The organism is Burkholderia lata (assembly GCF_902499335.1).
Classification (GTDB): domain Bacteria; phylum Pseudomonadota; class Gammaproteobacteria; order Burkholderiales; family Burkholderiaceae; genus Burkholderia; species Burkholderia lata_B.
On sequence record NZ_CABVQK010000027.1, the window covers coordinates 24,824 to 42,089 of the forward strand.

The 17,266-nt window shown below is 60.1% G+C and carries 15 protein-coding genes and 1 pseudogene; 12 read left to right on the forward strand and 4 right to left on the reverse strand.

Annotation, left to right across the window (positions count from 1 at the left end; translation table 11 throughout):
* Positions 1-10 precede the first annotated feature (10 nt).
* The gene (sctU, locus tag BCO18175_RS39525) at positions 11-1,099 is read right to left on the reverse strand and encodes a type III secretion system export apparatus subunit SctU (RefSeq protein WP_174989131.1); all 1,089 of its coding nucleotides are present in this window, start codon (positions 1,097-1,099) and stop codon (positions 11-13) included.
* Positions 1,100-1,389: 290 nt separating this feature from the next.
* Between sctU and BCO18175_RS39530 the strand changes: the two genes are divergently transcribed.
* The 11 genes from BCO18175_RS39530 to BCO18175_RS39580 all read left to right on the forward strand — a co-directional run bounded on the left by BCO18175_RS39530 (position 1,390) and on the right by BCO18175_RS39580 (position 10,920).
* Positions 1,390-1,950 (forward strand): HrpB1 family type III secretion system apparatus protein, encoded by a 561-nt coding sequence (locus BCO18175_RS39530; protein ID WP_174989133.1) that lies wholly within the window; start codon positions 1,390-1,392, stop codon positions 1,948-1,950.
* Positions 1,951-1,982: 32 nt separating this feature from the next.
* Positions 1,983-2,378, forward strand: coding sequence for a type III secretion protein HrpB2 (locus tag BCO18175_RS39535; protein ID WP_174989135.1), 396 nt, complete (start codon positions 1,983-1,985; stop codon positions 2,376-2,378).
* A gap of 16 nt (positions 2,379-2,394) precedes the next feature.
* Positions 2,395-3,186 (forward strand): type III secretion system inner membrane ring lipoprotein SctJ, encoded by a 792-nt coding sequence (gene sctJ, locus BCO18175_RS39540; protein ID WP_174989137.1) that lies wholly within the window; start codon positions 2,395-2,397, stop codon positions 3,184-3,186.
* Complete coding sequence (locus tag BCO18175_RS39545) at positions 3,186-3,932, forward strand: type III secretion protein HrpB4 (RefSeq protein WP_174989139.1); 747 nt, start codon at positions 3,186-3,188, stop codon at positions 3,930-3,932. Before sctJ ends, BCO18175_RS39545 begins: the two co-directional genes overlap by 1 nt.
* Complete coding sequence (gene sctL / locus BCO18175_RS39550) at positions 3,917-4,669, forward strand: type III secretion system stator protein SctL (RefSeq protein ID WP_174989141.1); 753 nt, start codon at positions 3,917-3,919, stop codon at positions 4,667-4,669. The genes BCO18175_RS39545 and sctL overlap by 16 nt, the downstream gene beginning before the upstream one ends.
* 11 nt (positions 4,670-4,680) lie before the next feature.
* On the forward strand, positions 4,681-6,036 hold the full coding sequence (gene sctN / locus BCO18175_RS39555) for a type III secretion system ATPase SctN (RefSeq protein WP_174989143.1): 1,356 nt from the start codon (positions 4,681-4,683) through the stop codon (positions 6,034-6,036).
* Entirely contained in the window at positions 6,033-6,545 is a 513-nt protein-coding gene (locus tag BCO18175_RS39560) for a hypothetical protein (protein ID WP_174989144.1), read from the forward strand. The genes sctN and BCO18175_RS39560 overlap by 4 nt, the downstream gene beginning before the upstream one ends.
* On the forward strand, positions 6,538-7,350 hold the full coding sequence (sctT, locus tag BCO18175_RS39565) for a type III secretion system export apparatus subunit SctT (RefSeq protein WP_174989146.1): 813 nt from the start codon (positions 6,538-6,540) through the stop codon (positions 7,348-7,350). The genes BCO18175_RS39560 and sctT overlap by 8 nt, the downstream gene beginning before the upstream one ends.
* 207 nt (positions 7,351-7,557) lie before the next feature.
* Positions 7,558-8,892: an AraC family transcriptional regulator gene (locus BCO18175_RS39570; RefSeq protein WP_174989148.1), complete on the forward strand. Its 1,335-nt coding sequence runs from the start codon at positions 7,558-7,560 to the stop codon at positions 8,890-8,892.
* A 113-nt stretch (positions 8,893-9,005) separates the two neighbouring features.
* Positions 9,006-10,697, forward strand: coding sequence for a type III secretion system outer membrane ring subunit SctC (gene sctC, locus BCO18175_RS39575; RefSeq protein WP_174989174.1), 1,692 nt, complete (start codon positions 9,006-9,008; stop codon positions 10,695-10,697).
* A 31-nt stretch (positions 10,698-10,728) separates the two neighbouring features.
* Positions 10,729-10,920, forward strand: a complete 192-nt coding sequence (locus BCO18175_RS39580) for a hypothetical protein (protein WP_174989150.1) — start codon at positions 10,729-10,731, stop codon at positions 10,918-10,920.
* A gap of 225 nt (positions 10,921-11,145) precedes the next feature.
* On the opposite strand, the gene BCO18175_RS39585 is transcribed toward BCO18175_RS39580, so the two are convergent.
* The gene (locus BCO18175_RS39585; protein ID WP_174989152.1) at positions 11,146-11,847 is read right to left on the reverse strand and encodes a response regulator transcription factor; all 702 of its coding nucleotides are present in this window, start codon (positions 11,845-11,847) and stop codon (positions 11,146-11,148) included.
* Positions 11,848-12,100: 253 nt separating this feature from the next.
* Between BCO18175_RS39585 and BCO18175_RS39590 the strand changes: the two are divergent.
* A pseudogene (locus BCO18175_RS39590) lies at positions 12,101-13,148 on the forward strand (RNA-guided endonuclease InsQ/TnpB family protein).
* A 341-nt stretch (positions 13,149-13,489) separates the two neighbouring features.
* Here BCO18175_RS39590 and BCO18175_RS39595 read toward each other — a convergent pair.
* Complete coding sequence (locus BCO18175_RS39595) at positions 13,490-16,801, reverse strand: hybrid sensor histidine kinase/response regulator (protein ID WP_174989154.1); 3,312 nt, start codon at positions 16,799-16,801, stop codon at positions 13,490-13,492.
* 187 nt (positions 16,802-16,988) lie between these two features.
* On the reverse strand, positions 16,989-17,219 hold the full coding sequence (locus BCO18175_RS39600) for a hypothetical protein (protein WP_174989156.1): 231 nt from the start codon (positions 17,217-17,219) through the stop codon (positions 16,989-16,991).
* Positions 17,220-17,266 lie beyond the last annotated feature (47 nt).

Below are 17,266 nucleotides of genomic sequence, written 5' to 3' on the forward strand. Positions count from 1 at the left end.
CGTCCGGGAATCAATTCGCGGAGGCGACCGACGGTACGTCGTCCCGCTCGCCTCTTGCGCCCAGGGCGTCGACCCAGCGCAGGATCGCGGCGACGGTTTCATGCAGTTCCATCGGTATCGGCCCACCAAGATCGATCTTGTAGAGCGCGCGAGCGACCGGCGGATTGCCGACGACGGGTGTACCCGTTTCTTCCGCGTAGCGGCGGATCAACGCAGCGGCATCGTCCGTGCCTTTCTCGATCACGCGCGGCAATGGATGTTCGTGCGGGGCATAACGCACCGCAACGGCGAAATGGGTTGGATTGACGAGAACTACGTTAGCGAGCCCGACCGCCCGCTTCTTCTCAGGCGCCGAGGTGGCGAGCTCACGAGCTAGACGCAGACGTTCGCCCTTGATCAACGGATCGCCTTCCTGTTGCTTGTACTCGCGCTTGATATCGTCCTTGCTCATCCTCATTTGACGAATGAACATGATTTTCTGAAGCTTTAGGTCCACCGCGCCTACGATAACGAATACAAGGCAGGCGATCACGATTAATTTCAGCGACAGGGTCCAGAACATTGTCGACAACCCGGTCAGCGGTTGATGGAGCGAACCGACGATGAGCGGGAAGAGGCCGGACAGTGTGTACCACATAACTCCACCGACGAGGAGCGCCTTGACGATGGCCTTGATCAATTCGATCACGGTCCGAAGCGAAAAAACCCGCTTGAGACCCGCCGCCGGATTGACGTTGTCGAGCTTCGGCATGACGGGCTTCATCGCAATGACCACGCCGACCTGGGCAAACGAAGTGACGGTGGCGGCTAGCGCACTTGCCAAGATGCAGGGCACAACGACGGAAAGTGCATGCATGCCAATTTTGTAAAGCGAATCAGTGAGTGCGTCCGGTTCTGCGTCGCTCTGGGAAAAATCGAGCGCAACGGCGACAATGCCGCGAACCATGTCCCCGAACCGATGCCCCGCGAACCACAGCAGTGCTGCGACACACGACATGGCCAGCGCGTCACTGACATCGACGCTTTTCGAGGTCTGGCCGTCCTTGCGTGCGTCACGCAGGCGCTTGGGTGTCGGGAGTTCGGTTTTTTCGCCACTCATGGCTCGACGCTGGATGGATGAGAATCGACTGCATCGTACGGGCATGGCGCATGGCCCGATGGCGCTCGGTGCGATGTATCTCGGTGAATGGCGAAGCGTGAGCGCGAGGCGCTGGGCGGGTCGTGCGGGTTGATCAGTTCGGAATCGGATCTGATTCGTGTTTGCGGGATATCGTGCGCTCCGGAATTCTGGCGCATGAAAAGTAATTGGCTAATATTCCGAAATAAATGGAGCGCGGGAATCGCGGCGGAAGAAATTGGAGCGATTTCATTAATAAGGAGCGGCTTGCAATGGTTGTGGATCAACCCGAATACCTGAACTGCAGCAACGAGATTGTCGGTGGACTGATTGAAACTGTCTCGACAGCATTGTTCCGCGATTTCCCGAACGTCGGGGTCGACTTGGATGATGTTGAGAAAGTCGTCGCGGCGCTCACGGTGCTGCGGCCCAATGTCGTGGAGATTGAGACGTTGACCGGGTTGCTGCATATGTTCCGGGGGAACTGGGAGGACGGGATGCGCGTGCTTCGTTCCGTCTGCGAGCGTGCGCCGGAGTTCGCCTATGCGCGGACGCTTTTGGCCGTTTGCCTGTCGGCGCACGGAGATGCGAGTTGGCATCGTGTAGCGGCGGAGGCTCTGGAGTTTGGGGCAAACCCACATGCCGAGGCGCTGGTGAAGGTGATGAAGGCACGCGAGGACCTGCTGGGCGCGATTCAGGTATATCAAGGTGGTGGAGAATTTAGGATTCCAGAGTCATATGCTGCGTTGGTCGCGGAGCAAAAAGCCGCTTCCGGCGCGAGCGAGGCGCGGGCCGGCAGCGCGCCGGATTCGGCTGGCTATTTGCGTATCTAGGCGAATCGCGATTTCGATGAGGGGATGTTGCAATGATCGATTCGGTGAGCTTCAATCGCGTCGCATCGGGGTATCTCGACGAACGGGGCGGCGGTGACCTCGGATTGTCGGCGGGTGAAGGGTATTTGGCGGAGAGTTTTCGGGCATTGATGGAGCAGCCGGATATGGTTGCGCCGGTTGCGGTGCCGTTCGACGCGAGTGCAGCGGCGGCAAAACTGATTCGTGAGCAGAATACCCAGTTCGTCAACGTAAGCCGCAGCATGATGGAAACTCTTGCTGCGTCGAAGACGCTCGAGATGCGGGAGATTCATGCCCAATCTATGCTGATGTCGGTCGAACTCGCAGGCATGCAGCTTGATATGGCTGCAAAAATGGGCGTGGTGAGCGCGTCGAAGTCCGCAATCGAAACGCTGATGAAGAATCAGTAACGTAGTCAGGCTGGCGATGGCATCGAAAGATACTCGAAGGGCCGGGTCGCGCGCGGCCCGATTGATCGGTGCGGCGCTGACGTGTGCTGTGCTGGCCGCATGCAGCAAGAACTTGTATGAAAGTCTGAGCGAGCAGGATGCCAACGAAATAGTCGCGGCGCTGTTCGAAGAAGGACTTGATGCGTCAAAGCAGCGTAGTGGTAATGGCAAGAGCTGGATGGTCACGATCCAGGGCAGCCAGTTCGCCGGGGCGATCGAAATCCTGCGCGACCGCGGGCTGCCACGGGAAAAGCATGACGATCTCGGGTCCCTGTTCCGGAAAGACGGTCTCGTCTCGACTCCCACGGAAGAGCGGGTGCGATTCCTGTACGGCTTGTCGCAAGAACTGTCATCCACGATCTCCGCGATCGATGGCGTAGTGGTTGCGCGCGTACAGATCGTGTTGCCCAACAACGATCCACTGGCTCAGGAGATCAAGCCGTCGTCTGCGTCGGTCTTCATCAAGTATCGTGCCGATTCCAGCGTAGGCAAGATCGTGCCGCAGATCAAGACGCTGGTGGTCAACAGCGTCGAAGGTCTGGCTTACGAGCGCATCAGCGTGACTGCTGTGGTAGCGGAACCCGGCGCGCGGCGACCAGTGGCACCGGATCGTTTGCCGTTGCAGTGGTTTGCCGTTGGGCTGGCGGCGTTCGGGTTGGCGGGCGGCGCGTTGTACATGTTGATTGGATCCGGAAAGGGGGCTCGCCTGCTTGACTGGGTCAGGTCGCAACTTGGCCGCTTGCGCGGCTCGTCTGGCTCATCGGGCTGATGCTTATCTCGTCGTGCCAAGAACAAAATCCCGGGTCGGGGAGACAAGTTATCGATGCTTCAATCGAACGCTATTTGAGTGCGTTGGCAGTCTATCAGCGCAATGTGCGGACTGCGGCGGTTTGGGCTGATTCGTCCTGGATGAGTACGGCCATCGGTGATGTCGATGTCTTGGGATTGTCATCACTCCGGGCCGCTGCATCGATGCTGGACGAGCGGCGTATCGCGGCAGTTTCGCACGCATTGCTGGATGCGCTCGACTTCGAACCTCCTAAGTTGAGCGCGCTCGTGGGGCCGCAGTGGTCATCGCTCGATGCGATGCCTGTCGAGGTCGGTGCACGCGTGCTGCGAATGAGAGCGTTGATTTTTCGACGAATGGAAGTTCGTCGCCTCATCGACAGAAAGTCGAGGGTGGCGTTGTCGGAATGGGCGGGCATGCCGATCGAATCGCTTGTTCGCGAGCATTCCGGTGCACCGGACATCGCGTTGCTGGCACGAACGCTACATGTCCCACCCTTACACTCGCTCGACGCGCATGCGTTGTCGTGCGAGGGATTGGCGTTGCTTTTACGTGACCTGTGCGTGGATCGGCCGCCGTTCGCATTGCTGCGGCTCCTGTTCTCGCGGGATATCGAATTGCCGGAGTGGCCTCGACGGGTCGACCGGGCGCTTGACGCGCAGGGTTCGGCGCGGGTGATGGCGGAATTACCTGAATGGGTGCGGGAGTGGGGATGGGTATTTGGCTGAGGCGCGCAGGCGAGGCATACGGCGATATCGAGCCGGGGATTGGGTTGGACTCAGACGTGATCAGGCGCGACACGCTTGGCGCGCTTCTGGACCTGGACGAGGCCTGTGTGGAGGTTCAAAAAAGGCGATTGGACCTGCTCGAACAGGCCCGGCGCGAAGCGGCCGAGATCCTGGCGGTGGCCGAGGCGGACGCGGCGGCAATCGTCACCGAAGCACACAGGCGATATGACGAAGCGGCGGAGCACGGATATCGCGAAGGGCGGCAGCGCGCATTGTCCGAATGGATGGGGCGTCTTGCGGAGGTGGGCGACTTGCGCCGCCGTGTACATCTCGGCATGCGCGAGCGCCTAGCGGAGATCGTAATGCTCGCGGTCGAGCAGATTGTCCGTGCGGAGGGTAGCCGGGCACTGTTTGCCCGTGCGCTGGGCAAGGTCGAGCAAATCATCGATGGCGCGGCCTACTTGCGCATTGCCGTGCATCCGGAGGACTACGCCGAAGCAAGGAAAATCTTCGGAGCGCTCGCGGCGCGCTGGCGCAAGGCGGGTCGCTCGCTTCCGCTGCAGATTGTGAAAGACCAGCGGCTCGCGCGTGGCAGTTGCCAGTGCGAATCGGATTCAGTTGTCGTCGACGTGGGTGCCGGTACCCAGTTGCAAGCGATGCGGATGGCGGCCGAGCGAGCACTGAACCGGCCGCACGTAGACGCCAGCGGAACGGGTAGTGATGGAGGCGTGCTTTGAGGAAAGCATGCATGTCCGACGCGCTGTTGCCGGAACTCGTGTCCGACCACGAGTGCTTCGCGACCGTATTGGCGGACGAGTTCCTCGCGAACCCGGATATCGTCAGGACAGGGAAGGTGCTGGAAGTCATCGGTACGCTCATCAAGGTGGGGGGCGTGGATGTATCCCTCGGAGAGTTGTGCGAATTGCGTACGCCGAACGGGGTGCTGCTTCAGCATGCGGAGGTGATCGGCTTTACGCGAAACGTTGCACTTCTCTCGCCCTTTTCCAGGGTGGATTGCGTATCTCGGACAACGCGGGTGGTTGCGCTGGGGCGTCCGCTGTCGGTACCGGTGGGGCAGACGTTGCTCGGAAGAGTGGTGAACAGTTTCGGTCAACCTATGGACGGAGGCAAGCCTGTTCTGGCGGGCACGCTGAAATCCGTCTTCGCCGAGCCGCCCGCGCCGATGCAGCGGCGCATGATCGTCGCGCCGCTCGAAACCGGTGTTCGCGCAGTCGACACGATGATCACGCTCGCTGAGGGGCAGCGCATGGGGATTTTCGCGCCGGCCGGGGTGGGGAAGAGCACGTTGCTCGGCATGTTCGCGCGCGGTGCGCAATGCGACGTGAACGTGATCGCGCTCATCGGCGAACGCGGTCGGGAGGTGCGGGAGTTCATCGAGTCGATACTCGGAAGGGAAGGCATGGCGCGCTCGGTCGTCGTGTGCGCGACGTCGGACCGCTCGGCGATCGAACGTGCGAAAGCAGCCTATGTCGCGACCGCGATCGCCGAGTCTTTCCGTGATGAAGGGCGGCGGGTGCTGCTCATGATGGACTCGCTCACGCGCTTCGCGCGTGCGCTTCGGGAAGTCGGGCTTGCGGCCGGCGAATCGCCGGTGCGGCGCGGGTTCCCGCCGTCGGTTTTCGCGGAACTACCGCGCTTGCTCGAGCGCGCCGGAATGGGCGAGCGTGGCTCGATTACAGCGCTTTACACGGTGCTGGAAGAGGATGAGTCCGGCAGCGATCCGATCAGTGAGGAAGTCCGCGGCATCGTCGACGGACACTTGGTTCTCTCGCGTGCGATCGCCGCGAAGAACCAGTATCCTGCCATCGACATCCTCGCGAGCTTGTCACGCGTTATGGTCCAGATCGTGTCGCCGGAACATGTCGAAGCCGCAGGACGCGTGCGCCGGTTGCTGGCGCAATACGCAGAAGTCGAAGCGTTGTTGCAGATCGGCGAGTATCGGAGTGGCACGAATCCGCTCGCCGACGAGGCGATCGCGAAGATCGACGCCATCCGGGGGTTTTTTTCGCAGAACGTCGACGGGCTTGAAAGTTTCGGCGAGTCGCGCGACGCGCTCTTGCAGCTGGCGGAGCCCGGCGCGTGAACGACGCAAATCGGCGCATCGCCGCGCTCGAGTGTGTCCGGCAGCGGCTGGCCCGGCACGACGACCGGCTGCGACGGCAGCTCGTTGCGCTGACAGAGGAAAAGGCGGCGATCGAGCAAGCGTGCGGTGCGCAGCGCGCGCGCGTACACGAAGTCGACGAGGCTATCGTTCGCGAGCGATCGCGAGTCGGCGCGTTGACCACGAATGGTCAGCCTTTCTCGATTGAGGTGTTGATGCAGACCGATCGGTGTATCGACGCTTTCATTCAAAAACGCACGGGACTGGCGGAAAAGCTGGATCGCCTGATCGAGGAATCGATGGCGAAGGACATTGAAATTATGCAGGTGCGGCGGGAGGCGGCGATGAATCAGTTTCGTGACAGGATAGTCGCGGAACGCACCGAGGTGATCCGGAGCGAGGTGTCCGTGCATCGCGAGAGACGCGACGACGAAGAGGCTGAGGAGATCGCATCGATTCGTCGCGTGGCAGCCGTCCAAACCGATGAATGAGCTGCTCAGTGCGTTGCCGTTGAACGGGCGGGGCATTCTGGAGTACCTGTCCCTGCTCGGCGTTTGTTCGCTGCGGCTGGCGATAATAATGATTATCTTTCCGCCGGCAGGCGATGGCGCGCTGCAAGGTACGGTGCGAAACGGCCTCGTTCTGTTGTTCAGCGCGTACATTGCCTACGGGCAACCCGTCGAATTCATGGAGGCGCTGCACGGGGCATTGATTGTTCAGACGATCGTTCGTGAAGCCGCAATCGGCTTTCTGCTTGCTTTCGCTGCTTCGACGGTGTTTTGGGCGGTGCAAAGCGCCGGAGTCTATATCGACGCCCTCACGGGGTACAACAACATTCAGATCATCAATCCTGTCCGTTCCGAACAATCGACACCGATCTCCACGGTGTTCGGCCAGATTGCGAATACGGCATTCTGGGCCCTGGGCGGCGGAGTCGTCCTGCTCGGCATTCTGTACGAGTCTTATGGATGGTGGCCGATTTCGTCGGGTTGGCCGTCTTCGCCGGGAATTCTTTCCGGCTTCCTGCTGAAGCAGACTGATACGCTGATGCAGACAATCGCCAAGCTTGCCGCGCCGATGGCCTTCATGCTCCTGCTGGTCGATTTCGGCTTTGCATTCGCGGCGAAGTCGGCGCCAAAGCTTGATCTGATGAATCTGAGCCAACCAGCGAAAGCGCTGCTGGCCATCATGATCCTGGCATTGTTTGCCGGCCTGTTCATCGACCAGGTGCACGGGCCACTGACGCTTGCGGGGTTGTCGGAGCGACTTCGCGAGATTGCGTTGCGGGCGGATTGATAGCGAACGGAATCTGACTGGTCAGAATGCGAATTGCTGTGAATAAGTTTGAATATTGGCAGTGTCAATGTTGATAGATTGACGGTGAGCTTCGTGGCTGAAGCTTGCCGCAGGATACTGACCAGTCAGAATGAGGGGCCTATGTTTTCTATGTTTTATTTCTCGCTCGCATCGGCACTTCGTTTCAAGCCGACTACGAAAGACTGGGTGGATCGAATCGCCGACGGCGATCTGCATTCGGCTGTCGGACTGGTCAATGGACGAGAGGCCGGTGCCGTATTGTCGGACAGTGACAGCCTGCAGATGCATGCGGACATGGATCTTGTCATGGGAGTGGTGGCGGAAGCGGAGGAGCGATATCGGCTCGCGCAAAAACTGATGCGCAATACACGTCACGTGCTGCGTGTCGCGTCGTGTTGCAACTCTGGTTGGCAATCCTTGTTCAGGTATCGTTTCGACGCGGCAGTGTCGTGCTTTGCACGCGTCATTGACGAGCCATATGCGACACCGCCGGAGCGCGCATTCGCTCGACTAGGAATCGTCTGCGCGCTCCACCATCTGGGGCGCGCAGCCGATACTGGCCATGCGCTCGACGTGCTCACCACGGAAGTCGCGGGGATTGGTCCGATGCACGAAATCTGGCACGATTTGGTCGTCACGCTGCGCACCGATATCGGAATTCAGAACGAGCTTCGACTCGCGACACAGATCGGCGACCACGCATTTTGGCAGTCTGGTTTGCAGGCGGACAGCACGTCGCTTGGCGGATATCGCTGGCAGAACGATGCATTCGATCATGCGAAGCTGGTCATGCTGGCGGGCAGCTTGCGTGTACCCTTGTTGCGTCAACGCATGATTTTCCTGACGCAATTGCGTGCCCTTGCTCGTGGCGATCGGAGTGCCACGGGCGATCTGGGGATGCATTTGCGCTGGGCGCAGCGCAACAACATGGTGGGTTACGAGCGCACGGTGAGGCTCGAGACCGCGCTTTCCGCGCTGATCGCCGGCTTGCCCCAGGTGGCGGAAGGGGTGCTCGATCCGCTGCAGGATGCGGCCCGTGCCATCGGGGCGGGTTGTCGAGACCTGGACTACCTCTATTGCTTGGCGAAGATTCGGCAGTTGCAAGGTCGAACGCACGAGTGGCTGCCGCTGTATTCCGACTACGCGGTGACGGCGATGCATTGTCTGCGCGTGGAATCGCACATGCTGGCACGGTTTGTGAATCGAACTGCGATTCATATGCCGCAGCGCGACGATGTTGGTGCACGATTGCCGCCCAAGTATCTGAGGGCTTATCTTTTCCTGCTCGAAAACATCAATAGTCGCAATCTTTCGGTGCGGACCATGGCAGCCGAGATCGGGGTCAGCGAGCGCGCACTGCAGAGTACCTTCAAGAGTTGTCTGGGCATGTCGCCGATCGAGCTGATTCGTCGCTGTCGAACGGAACATCGCAAGGCCGGCCTGATGAATCGAAACACGCGCAGCGATGCGGCTGTCCCCCGGCCTGAGAAAGCACGGTTGTCCGCGCTGGACGATGCCTGAGACGACGGATACTCGGTGAGGATTTGCATGTGGAACGCAACAAGCAACATGTCGTGAACAAGGCGAAGGCCGGCATCTGGCGAGTCGTGTGGCTGCTCGTGCTGGCATTCGCGATGGCGGTCGCATTGGCGCCGTTTTCGTCGCACGCCGCCCAGGTGCGCTGGCGAGAGTCGAAGATTCACATCGCCGTGCAGAAGAAAGAGCTGAAGGACGTGTTGCGCGACTTCACGGCCAGCATGGGTGTCAGCGCCGCCATTTCAAACGATGTACAAGGTGTCGTGAGCGGTACCTTCGAGATGGCGCCGCAACGCTTCCTCGATACGCTCGCGTCGACGTTCGGCTTCATCTGGTTTTACGACGGTTCAGTGTTGACCATCACTCCTGCGAGCGATGTGGCGCGCAACGTGATCCAACTCTACCATACGTCCCCCGCCAATCTGCGGGCGACACTGGGTCGCATGAACGTGACCGATTCGCGCTTTCTGGTCAGCTCCGACGACGCCTCCCGAACGCTGCTCGTCAGCGGGCCGTCGCAGTATGTGAAGATGATCACGGACATTGCGCAGCGGGTCGACGCAGGTTCGGAACGCAAGGGCAGTGCGGTCGTGAGGATGTTCGCGCTGAAGAACGCATGGGCAGCGGATCGCCAGGTGGAAATCGACGGGAAAACCGTCACCGTCGCGGGCGTGGCTTCAGTGCTGGCGAGCCTTTACGGTCAGACGGTGAGCGCCGGCTATCCGGGCGGCGGCGGGCAATACGACGGTGTTCAGCGCCAGACGGCAATGTCGGATATCGATGGGCGATCGCCGCCGGAAATCAGTTTCGTACCGCTGCCGGATGGTGGGCAGAACCATCCGGCAGTCAATCTTCCTCCTCTGCCTTCCGGGGGCACTGTCGGCGCAGGTGCCCAGCTCGCGCTGCTGGGGCTGCCGGTCGGGAACGCGTGGCGCCCGGGTGTGCAGGGGAGCCAGCAGTCGATGGCAGCTGCTCAACCGGCATTGACGCCGACGGTTGAGCGGCTGCCGGTCATCCAGGCAGACCCGGGAACGAATTCGGTACTCGTTCGCGACATGCCGGAACGTATCGACCAGTACGCATCGCTTGTCAGTCAGCTGGATGTACGGCGCGAGTTGATCGAGATCGAGGCGCACGTGCTCGAGATCGATGAAATGGCCTTGCGACAGATAGGCGTCAACTGGGGCGCGCGCAGCAGACACGCGAGCCTGCAGAGCGGTGGATTCGCGCCGTCCGGCTCGTCTGCGAGCAACACGCTGACCGCCGTGGTCGGGGATAACGGCCGCTATTTCATGGGGCGCATCAATCTGCTGCAACTGGACAACAAGGCCCGGCTCGACGCGAGCCCGAAGGTCGCGACGCTAGACAACGTCGAAGCGGTTATGGACAACCGTACGCGTTTTTTTGTCCGCGTGTCGGGCCATACGTCGGGTCAGCTATATAGTGTGTCGACCGGGATTTCGCTGCGGGTCTTGCCGATGGTGGTGAGGGAAAACGGCAGGCAGCACATCAAGCTCGTCGTCAACATCGATGATGGCCAGATCACCGGCCGAACTGTCGACAGTATTCCGGTGGTCAACAACAGTTCGATCCGGACGCAGGCAGTGATCGGCAAGGACGAGAGCCTGTTGATCGCCGGCTATCGCATCGAAGGTCGTTCAGATGCTACATCCGGCGTTCCGGGACTTTCGAAGGTGCCCGTTCTCGGTGCATTGTTCCGACAGAAAGAGAATTCGAGCCGTAAGATGGATCGCGTGTTCCTGCTGACACCGCGCATCATCGAATACTGAATTTTTTATCGTGACATCGAGCGTATCGTCGATGAAATCGGAAAAGATACTGAACATATTTCACCCGGCGTTGGGGAGAATCAATGCATCGGAAGTTGAGTGGATATTGAATGAGGTAAAGACTCTTCTGGGCGAGCGTGAGATAGGCACCGATGGATTAGTGAATGCGATGCTGGGTAACAGTTACGTTGTGGATTCGATTCCCGATCGCATTGGCAGCTGATGCAGCATAAGCCCGCTATGGGAGCTCGATGCCGAACTTCGACAGTGCATCGGAAACGTAGTCCGTCAGCTTGGCGATCCGGATTTCTGTACAGGAAGACAAGCTGACGTGGACAAGATTACGCTGAACAAGAAGAGAGTTCGCGCGCAGTTGCGTGCCTCGAAGCGTTTTCCGGCGGCCTCGTTTGAGTGACGATCTATCGCCATTCAAGCGCTCGATACTGGGTCAAGCCGACTTGCCGCGGCTCGTCCGAACAGCGGTCGCGGCCGTTTCGCTGAGTGTTGAAAAGCCGTTTTCCGTCATGTAGCGGATCAGGTCGAAATCGCGCGTAATGTTCAGTTTCCGCTTAGCGCTCTGTTTTTGCGCGCTGATAGTCTGCTTGGTGCGATTGCGCTGCTTTGCAATCTCATCGATGGTGAGGCCGGCGACGTACAGTCGCACAATCTCGGCCTCGAGTCGGGTCAACTTCGGGATGCCCGAGGCGGCGCGCTTGCGGGGGCTCTTGGGGCGTGCGACAGGCGCCCGTGGGGGAGTATCGGCAGGCAGGAAGCCCTCGGCCATGCTTCGAAGCGCGGCCGCGATTTTCTCCGGTGGCTCGATCTTGCTGAGGACGGCACGCGTGCCGCGCTGTTGCATCGCCTCCAGCAACGCGGGCGTTTCAATCGCTGTGTAGACGATCACGGCGATAGAAGGGTAGCGGCGACGCAGGAATTCCAGCAGTGCGAGGCCATCGCCAAAGCGTCCGCCGGGCATTGCATAGTCGGTCACGATTACGTCGCAAGGACGGTCGTCGAGCAGGTCGACCAGTTCGGTGGAGTTTCGTACCTCACCGACGATCCGAATACCGGGAAAGTTTCCGACGTGCACGCGAAGTCCGACCATGACGGCAGGATGATCATCGGCAAGGACAACATTGAGGACTTTCATGGCGATGTATGGTGTGTAACAAGGGAAATGTAGAGCGTCAAAGAATGCATATTCCGTCTCCGATGGTCGGTGGCGTCGCACGCGTATCCGAGTGCGACGCGTCAGGCCGAACGACTTCACCACGGGACCGATCCATATCGATGCCGTTTCCATGTCAATTTCATCAGATGTTCAGAGAAACCCCGTCCTTCAGGACGGAGAGGGAAGGAGCGCCGTTGTTTGACAGCGGCATTCGAACGTTAGAATGATCGGCATGATCCTTGTCTATCGCTACCGAGTGAAATGGTCAGGTGGCTCTGCTGAACAAGCAGAGCCGAGCGGTCGACTCCGTCAGGAACTTCTGCAACGACACGCAGAGGCACGCGATAGAGTGGTGCAAGAAGTGGCCGGCGGGATTTGACCCGAACGTTCTGACAACTGGCAGCAGCAAGGAACTTGCCATCGACTCCGGCACGGTCAACGCAACGTGCGAGCAATACGCGAAATCGCGCAGCCTGTACCGACGCGCTTGCCTGCGCTATCGCGGCAGAATATCGCTGGGCCGGGTGCCATTGAAGGGCCGTGACCTGAAGCGCGATGCCGATGCATTTCGCTTCGTCGACAATATCTTCCACGTCTTTTTCAGCCGGCTGCTTCCCGAAGGCATGATCAAGGACGGAACCAGCCCTGCGCAGGATGGGCGCGGCGACTGGTTTCTGAACATCGTGATCGAGATCCCCAATGTTCAGGCCCGCCCGATCCGTTCCGGTATCGATCTTGGCCTGAGAGACTTCGCGACACTTTCGACCAGCGAGAAGCTGCGCAGCGCCCGGTTCGGTCGGTGCGCGGCTGAAACGCCTGCGAAGGCCCAGCGAACGCGAAAGCACAAGCGGCATATCGCGAAGTTGCACGCCAAGGTGGCGAATGCTTGCGCCGATTTCCAGCATAAGCTCGCACTCGATCTGGTGTGACGCTTCGATTACATTGCGGCCGGCAATGTGTCGGCCGCGAAACTCGCCAAAACCAGGATGGCTCAGAGAATCTATTAGGTATCCGTATCGTCTGTTCGAAACAGAATCTGTTACAAAGCGACGACGCATGGGACCACGTCCGAGGAAGTTGGCGAAAGCTGGTCTACCCAGTCCTGTTCGGCGTGCGGGTCGAAAGAAAGCACGACGCGGCCGAGAGCGGTCACAGGACTGCGAATAAGAGAGCGGGCTGGCAATGGATGTGGTGTCGTGCATGGTCGAGATGCCAACGCTGCGTCGAACAATTTCCGATGCGGACGTGCATCGCTAGTTGTAGGAATCACCTCCCTTTAGAGAGGTGACGACGTTAAATTGAGACTAGTCGCGCGAACCGGGTCGGGCAATATGACAGATGAGTGTTGAAGATCGAATTCATCCTATCTGCGGCGAACAGGACAGAGTACGGCATCATATGCCCCACTCCCGGAGTGCGAAGTAGAGCTACCCGGATTCAAGCTCGCTGCAACGCGGCTTCTGTTCGCAGATCCGATCCTGGACACAGGTACGCAATGCAGCGTTGGTCGTCAGATTGGCATGTTTGGGCAGGCGTGCCGCGCAATCTGGCGAACTCCTTCGCCACGGACGCACTGCAGAGTGATTTGCTCGAGAGTGGGTGAGTCGAAACGCAGGAAATGCTATTCGTGCTTCACAGCCAGATGTTCGATCGTACCGGCCCATTCCAACAACTCGGCAAGCAAATCGCGCGATGGCGCATCGTCGAGCCGATATTCGAAGTTGCGGGCCTGGACTGCCTGCGTCTCGAATCCGAATGCGCCGAGACATCCCTTGAGCGAATGAAGCTTGTCTCGCAACCCGTCGAAGTCGGCTGCCAGACACGCACGCCGTACGAGCGAGAGGTCGTCGAGCACAGACGTGGCGAAGATTACGTGCATGTCGACTGGCACGAAGATATCGTTTGCGCCGCCCTCCGGCAAAGAGCGGGGGAGCCGATCAGAACGGGTATGAAATTGCAGCGCATCGAACAACATGTTCAACGTCACGGGTTTAACCAAGGTTTGCTCGATGCCGCTCGCCCGAGCGTTCGCCAGCATATCGGGTGACAGATTGCCGGAAATCGACAGGATCGGCAAGGTCTCGCCACGTCGCCGCGTTTCAAGCGCGAGTTCGCTGCCGCTCATGCCGGGCATGTTGAGATCTGTAATAAGCATATCGAAGTGTTGCTTCGCGAGGCGGGCCAGCACTTGCTCGCCGTTCTCGACCGCGTCGACATCGCAGCCAAGCGTGTGCAGTTGTTCGGTGATCAGGCACCGGTTCGCAGGATTGTCGTCGACGACCAGGATCGAGAGACCGAGTGCGTTGGGGACGTCATGGCGATCGGTAAGCCGCGGCTTGGGAATCGTGTCGCCGGAGCCGCCGAGCGCTGCATAAAAGCCGTCGATTGTGTGACAGGAAACTGACGTCACGTGCCCAGTCTTGGCCGGGTGGCCCGGGCCGTCCGGCGAAGCGATAACGACGCGCGGCGCGACTTCGAGCAGGCGATCCTCGTCGATGGCGTGCCAGTCGCTTCTGTTACCCCACAGGATCACCAAGTCGGACGCGCGGGCCGCCGCTGTGCTGATCTCCGCCGGGTGACCGCTGGCGGAGATCGACAGCCCCCATTGCAACAGTAGACGCGTTACATGATCGGCCCATTCCGGACAGGATACGGCCAGTATCGCGGTCATGCCGACCAGTGCGCCGGTGCGCGCGTTGGCCACAGGTTGCGTGGCGGCCGTGACGGGAATCCGCACCTGGAAACGACTGCCGCGACCCGGCGCGCTGTCGGTCGAGATCGTCCCGCCCATGTCTTCGACGAAGTGCTTGCACAGCGAGAGACCGAGACCCGTGCCGCCGAAGCGTCGCGTGACGGTTGCGTCGGCCTGCCTGAATGCGTCGAAGATCGCGGTCCGGTGATCCGGATCGATGCCGATTCCGGTGTCGTCGACGTCCAGCGCGAGAGTCGACGGATCCGTTGGGCGATTTCCCGGGAAAATGTCGAGCGTCAGGGTGATCCTGCCACGCTCAGTGAATTTGATCGCGTTCGACAGCAGGTTATGCACGATCTGACCGATGCGTGTCGGATCGCCTGTCCAGTACCGTGGCTCGATCGTGCCGAATGCATGCACGAGCTCGAGCGATTTTGCGCGGGCGCCCGGAAGGAATAGCATCGACGCTTGTTCGACGAGCGTGACGATATCGAATGCGATCTTTTCATACTGCATCTCGCCTGATTCGATCTTCGACCAATCCAGAACGTCGCTGACGATACGAGTGAGTTGATGGCCCGCCTCCTGGATGGTCGTTACGCGATTCCGTTGAGCGGTGTCCAGGTCCGAACGGGCCAGCAGTTCCAGGTGGCCAAGCATCCCGTGCAGCGGGGTGCGGATCTCGTGACTGGTCGTCACGAGGAGCGCGGATTTGGCGGCATTGGCCGTCTCCGCGGCGCGTAGCGCGTCGGCCTTCCTGACCTTCAGTTCATGCTCCGCGGTGATGTTCGTGAGCGCAGCGACCAGTACGTCGCGGCCCCGAAATCGACCCGGTGCGGGGCGTAACGCGACTTGCATCGGTGCTGCATCGAGACGGTCGAGCGCGAGGATGTCGGAGATCGTACCCGGTCGATCTGACGCGCCGGTGCACGGCGATACGCGGGTCGCGTGAGCGTATCGATGCAGCAAGGCGCTTGCGATTCCGCGTGCGTCGGCGGTGACGGGCGACTCGAGCTTGGTCATCTTCGGGCTCCGCAGCAATGACGTGGCGGTATGCATGTCGACGAGGGTGCGACATAGGTGCTCGTTTTCGGACACGCGCAAGGAATGGGCTAGCATCGGCCGAAACACCTTGTAGTCGAATACCACGAGCAGGATCCAGATCGTCGCGATGATGCCCAAGCCGGTCGCCAGGGGCGCGCCCAGCTCGCCGAGCAAGGTCTGCCAAGGCACCGCATAGAGTAGAGCCCAGTTCGTCGTCCCATAACGCTCACGAAATACGAGCATGCCGTCTGGCCAGTATTCTTGGGCCTTACTGGACAAGGCGGCGGCGGATAGCGCTGGAATTCGGCGCTCGAGAGCGGAGCGCGCCGTCGAGTCCGACGCCGCCGACGCGATGACCTGTCCATCCTGCGTCGCCACCACGAAAGCCCCGGTGAATCGGGCGTGTGGCAGTGAAGCCGCGACGATCTCGGCCGGGCGTTCGGAGACGATATCGAAGCTCGGCGAGCCTTGATGATCCATGATCACGGTGGCGATGCGAATGACTCGTGTCCCGGTCAAAAGATCCGATATTGGCGTGAGCCACAGCACCGGACGCTGGCCCGATGCCGTTTGCACGATGGCGGAGGGTTTGACGTCGTCTGTCGAAAACTGATCGCTCAGTCGGCGAAACAATGCTTGCCGATCGCCGATGACGCGCGCCAGATCGGCGGGCGGGGGCGGGCGGTGGAATGAAAGCACGGCTAGCGATCTGTCTTCGGAAACGGCATAAGTCGTCGATGACATCGCACCGCGGTGGGAAATGGCGTCGAACAGCGGAGCCAGTTGGGTTGCCAGTTCAATTGTCCGCGCGACCTTGCGGTGGTCGAGGTCGCCGTCATCGGTGCCGATCACCAGGATTCGGGGATGACTCGGTAGCGAAAGGATACGCCGATGCTCGAAGAACCGATCGACGGCCGCATCGGCGGAGATCGAGCCATGCCGCCACATCAGCTCGCCGTTGACCGCGAGATTGCGCAGGGACGCTTCGAATCGGGCGGTTTCGTCCGCGACACCGCGGAGTTCTAACGCCAGCGCATGCCTCTCACGCGCGATATAGCGATCGACGATCGAGACCGTACTGAACGCAAGTGCGGCTAGGATCGCGAGCGTGACGATGGCGCCACCGCCATGGATCAACGCACGCTGATAACGCGCAAAGCGTTGCAGATAGGTGTCTGGTGGTGGGGCGGGTTTCATTGACGGAATTGGTGGCCATACATATACGGACCGAGAGGATGAAAGTCGTTCGGATAACGCAACGTGATGAGTCGGAGGCGATGGCGTAGGAGCAGGGGCTTCGAAACGCAATCAATTAGCTCGGGGAGATGGCCGATGGAGCGTCAACCGAAGTGGAAAGCCAGATGCCTGATCGGGATGTCGGCAATCAGGCGGTGCCCGGTATGGGGTCGGGCTGGGTCGGTCGGCGCTTGGTAGCCTGATGCGGACGTTGGACGGCGGCATAGACATTCCATTCGCCCTTCATTGCCTTGCGTTGCGACGGTGACGCAAATAGATACCGGTTCATCGTTGAAATGAATTGCTGCTGGCTCGACTCCGTCATATTCGAAAACTCAAGCATCAGATGAAGTGCGTCCGGTTGAAAATGGGCTGCCATGATTCTCCTTTATTCAAGATAACGAGATGGCAAGGTTGCCACAGCCC

Excerpts from the sequence above, each read along its gene's own strand:
- sctU (WP_174989131.1), bottom strand. The coding sequence starts at position 1,099 with ATGAGTGGCGAAAAAACCGAACTCCCGACACCCAAGCGCCTGCGTGAC.
- BCO18175_RS39530 (WP_174989133.1), top strand. The coding sequence starts at position 1,390 with ATGGTTGTGGATCAACCCGAATACCTGAACTGCAGCAACGAGATTGTC.
- BCO18175_RS39535 (WP_174989135.1), top strand. The coding sequence starts at position 1,983 with ATGATCGATTCGGTGAGCTTCAATCGCGTCGCATCGGGGTATCTCGAC.
- sctJ (WP_174989137.1), top strand. The coding sequence starts at position 2,395 with ATGGCATCGAAAGATACTCGAAGGGCCGGGTCGCGCGCGGCCCGATTG.
- BCO18175_RS39545 (WP_174989139.1), top strand. The coding sequence starts at position 3,186 with ATGCTTATCTCGTCGTGCCAAGAACAAAATCCCGGGTCGGGGAGACAA.
- sctL (WP_174989141.1), top strand. The coding sequence starts at position 3,917 with ATGGGTATTTGGCTGAGGCGCGCAGGCGAGGCATACGGCGATATCGAG.
- sctN (WP_174989143.1), top strand. The coding sequence starts at position 4,681 with ATGTCCGACGCGCTGTTGCCGGAACTCGTGTCCGACCACGAGTGCTTC.
- sctT (WP_174989146.1), top strand. The coding sequence starts at position 6,538 with ATGAATGAGCTGCTCAGTGCGTTGCCGTTGAACGGGCGGGGCATTCTG.
- sctC (WP_174989174.1), top strand. The coding sequence starts at position 9,006 with ATGGCGGTCGCATTGGCGCCGTTTTCGTCGCACGCCGCCCAGGTGCGC.
- BCO18175_RS39580 (WP_174989150.1), top strand. The coding sequence starts at position 10,729 with ATGAAATCGGAAAAGATACTGAACATATTTCACCCGGCGTTGGGGAGA.
- BCO18175_RS39585 (WP_174989152.1), bottom strand. The coding sequence starts at position 11,847 with ATGAAAGTCCTCAATGTTGTCCTTGCCGATGATCATCCTGCCGTCATG.
- BCO18175_RS39595 (WP_174989154.1), bottom strand. The coding sequence starts at position 16,801 with ATGAAACCCGCCCCACCACCAGACACCTATCTGCAACGCTTTGCGCGT.
- BCO18175_RS39600 (WP_174989156.1), bottom strand. The coding sequence starts at position 17,219 with ATGGCAGCCCATTTTCAACCGGACGCACTTCATCTGATGCTTGAGTTT.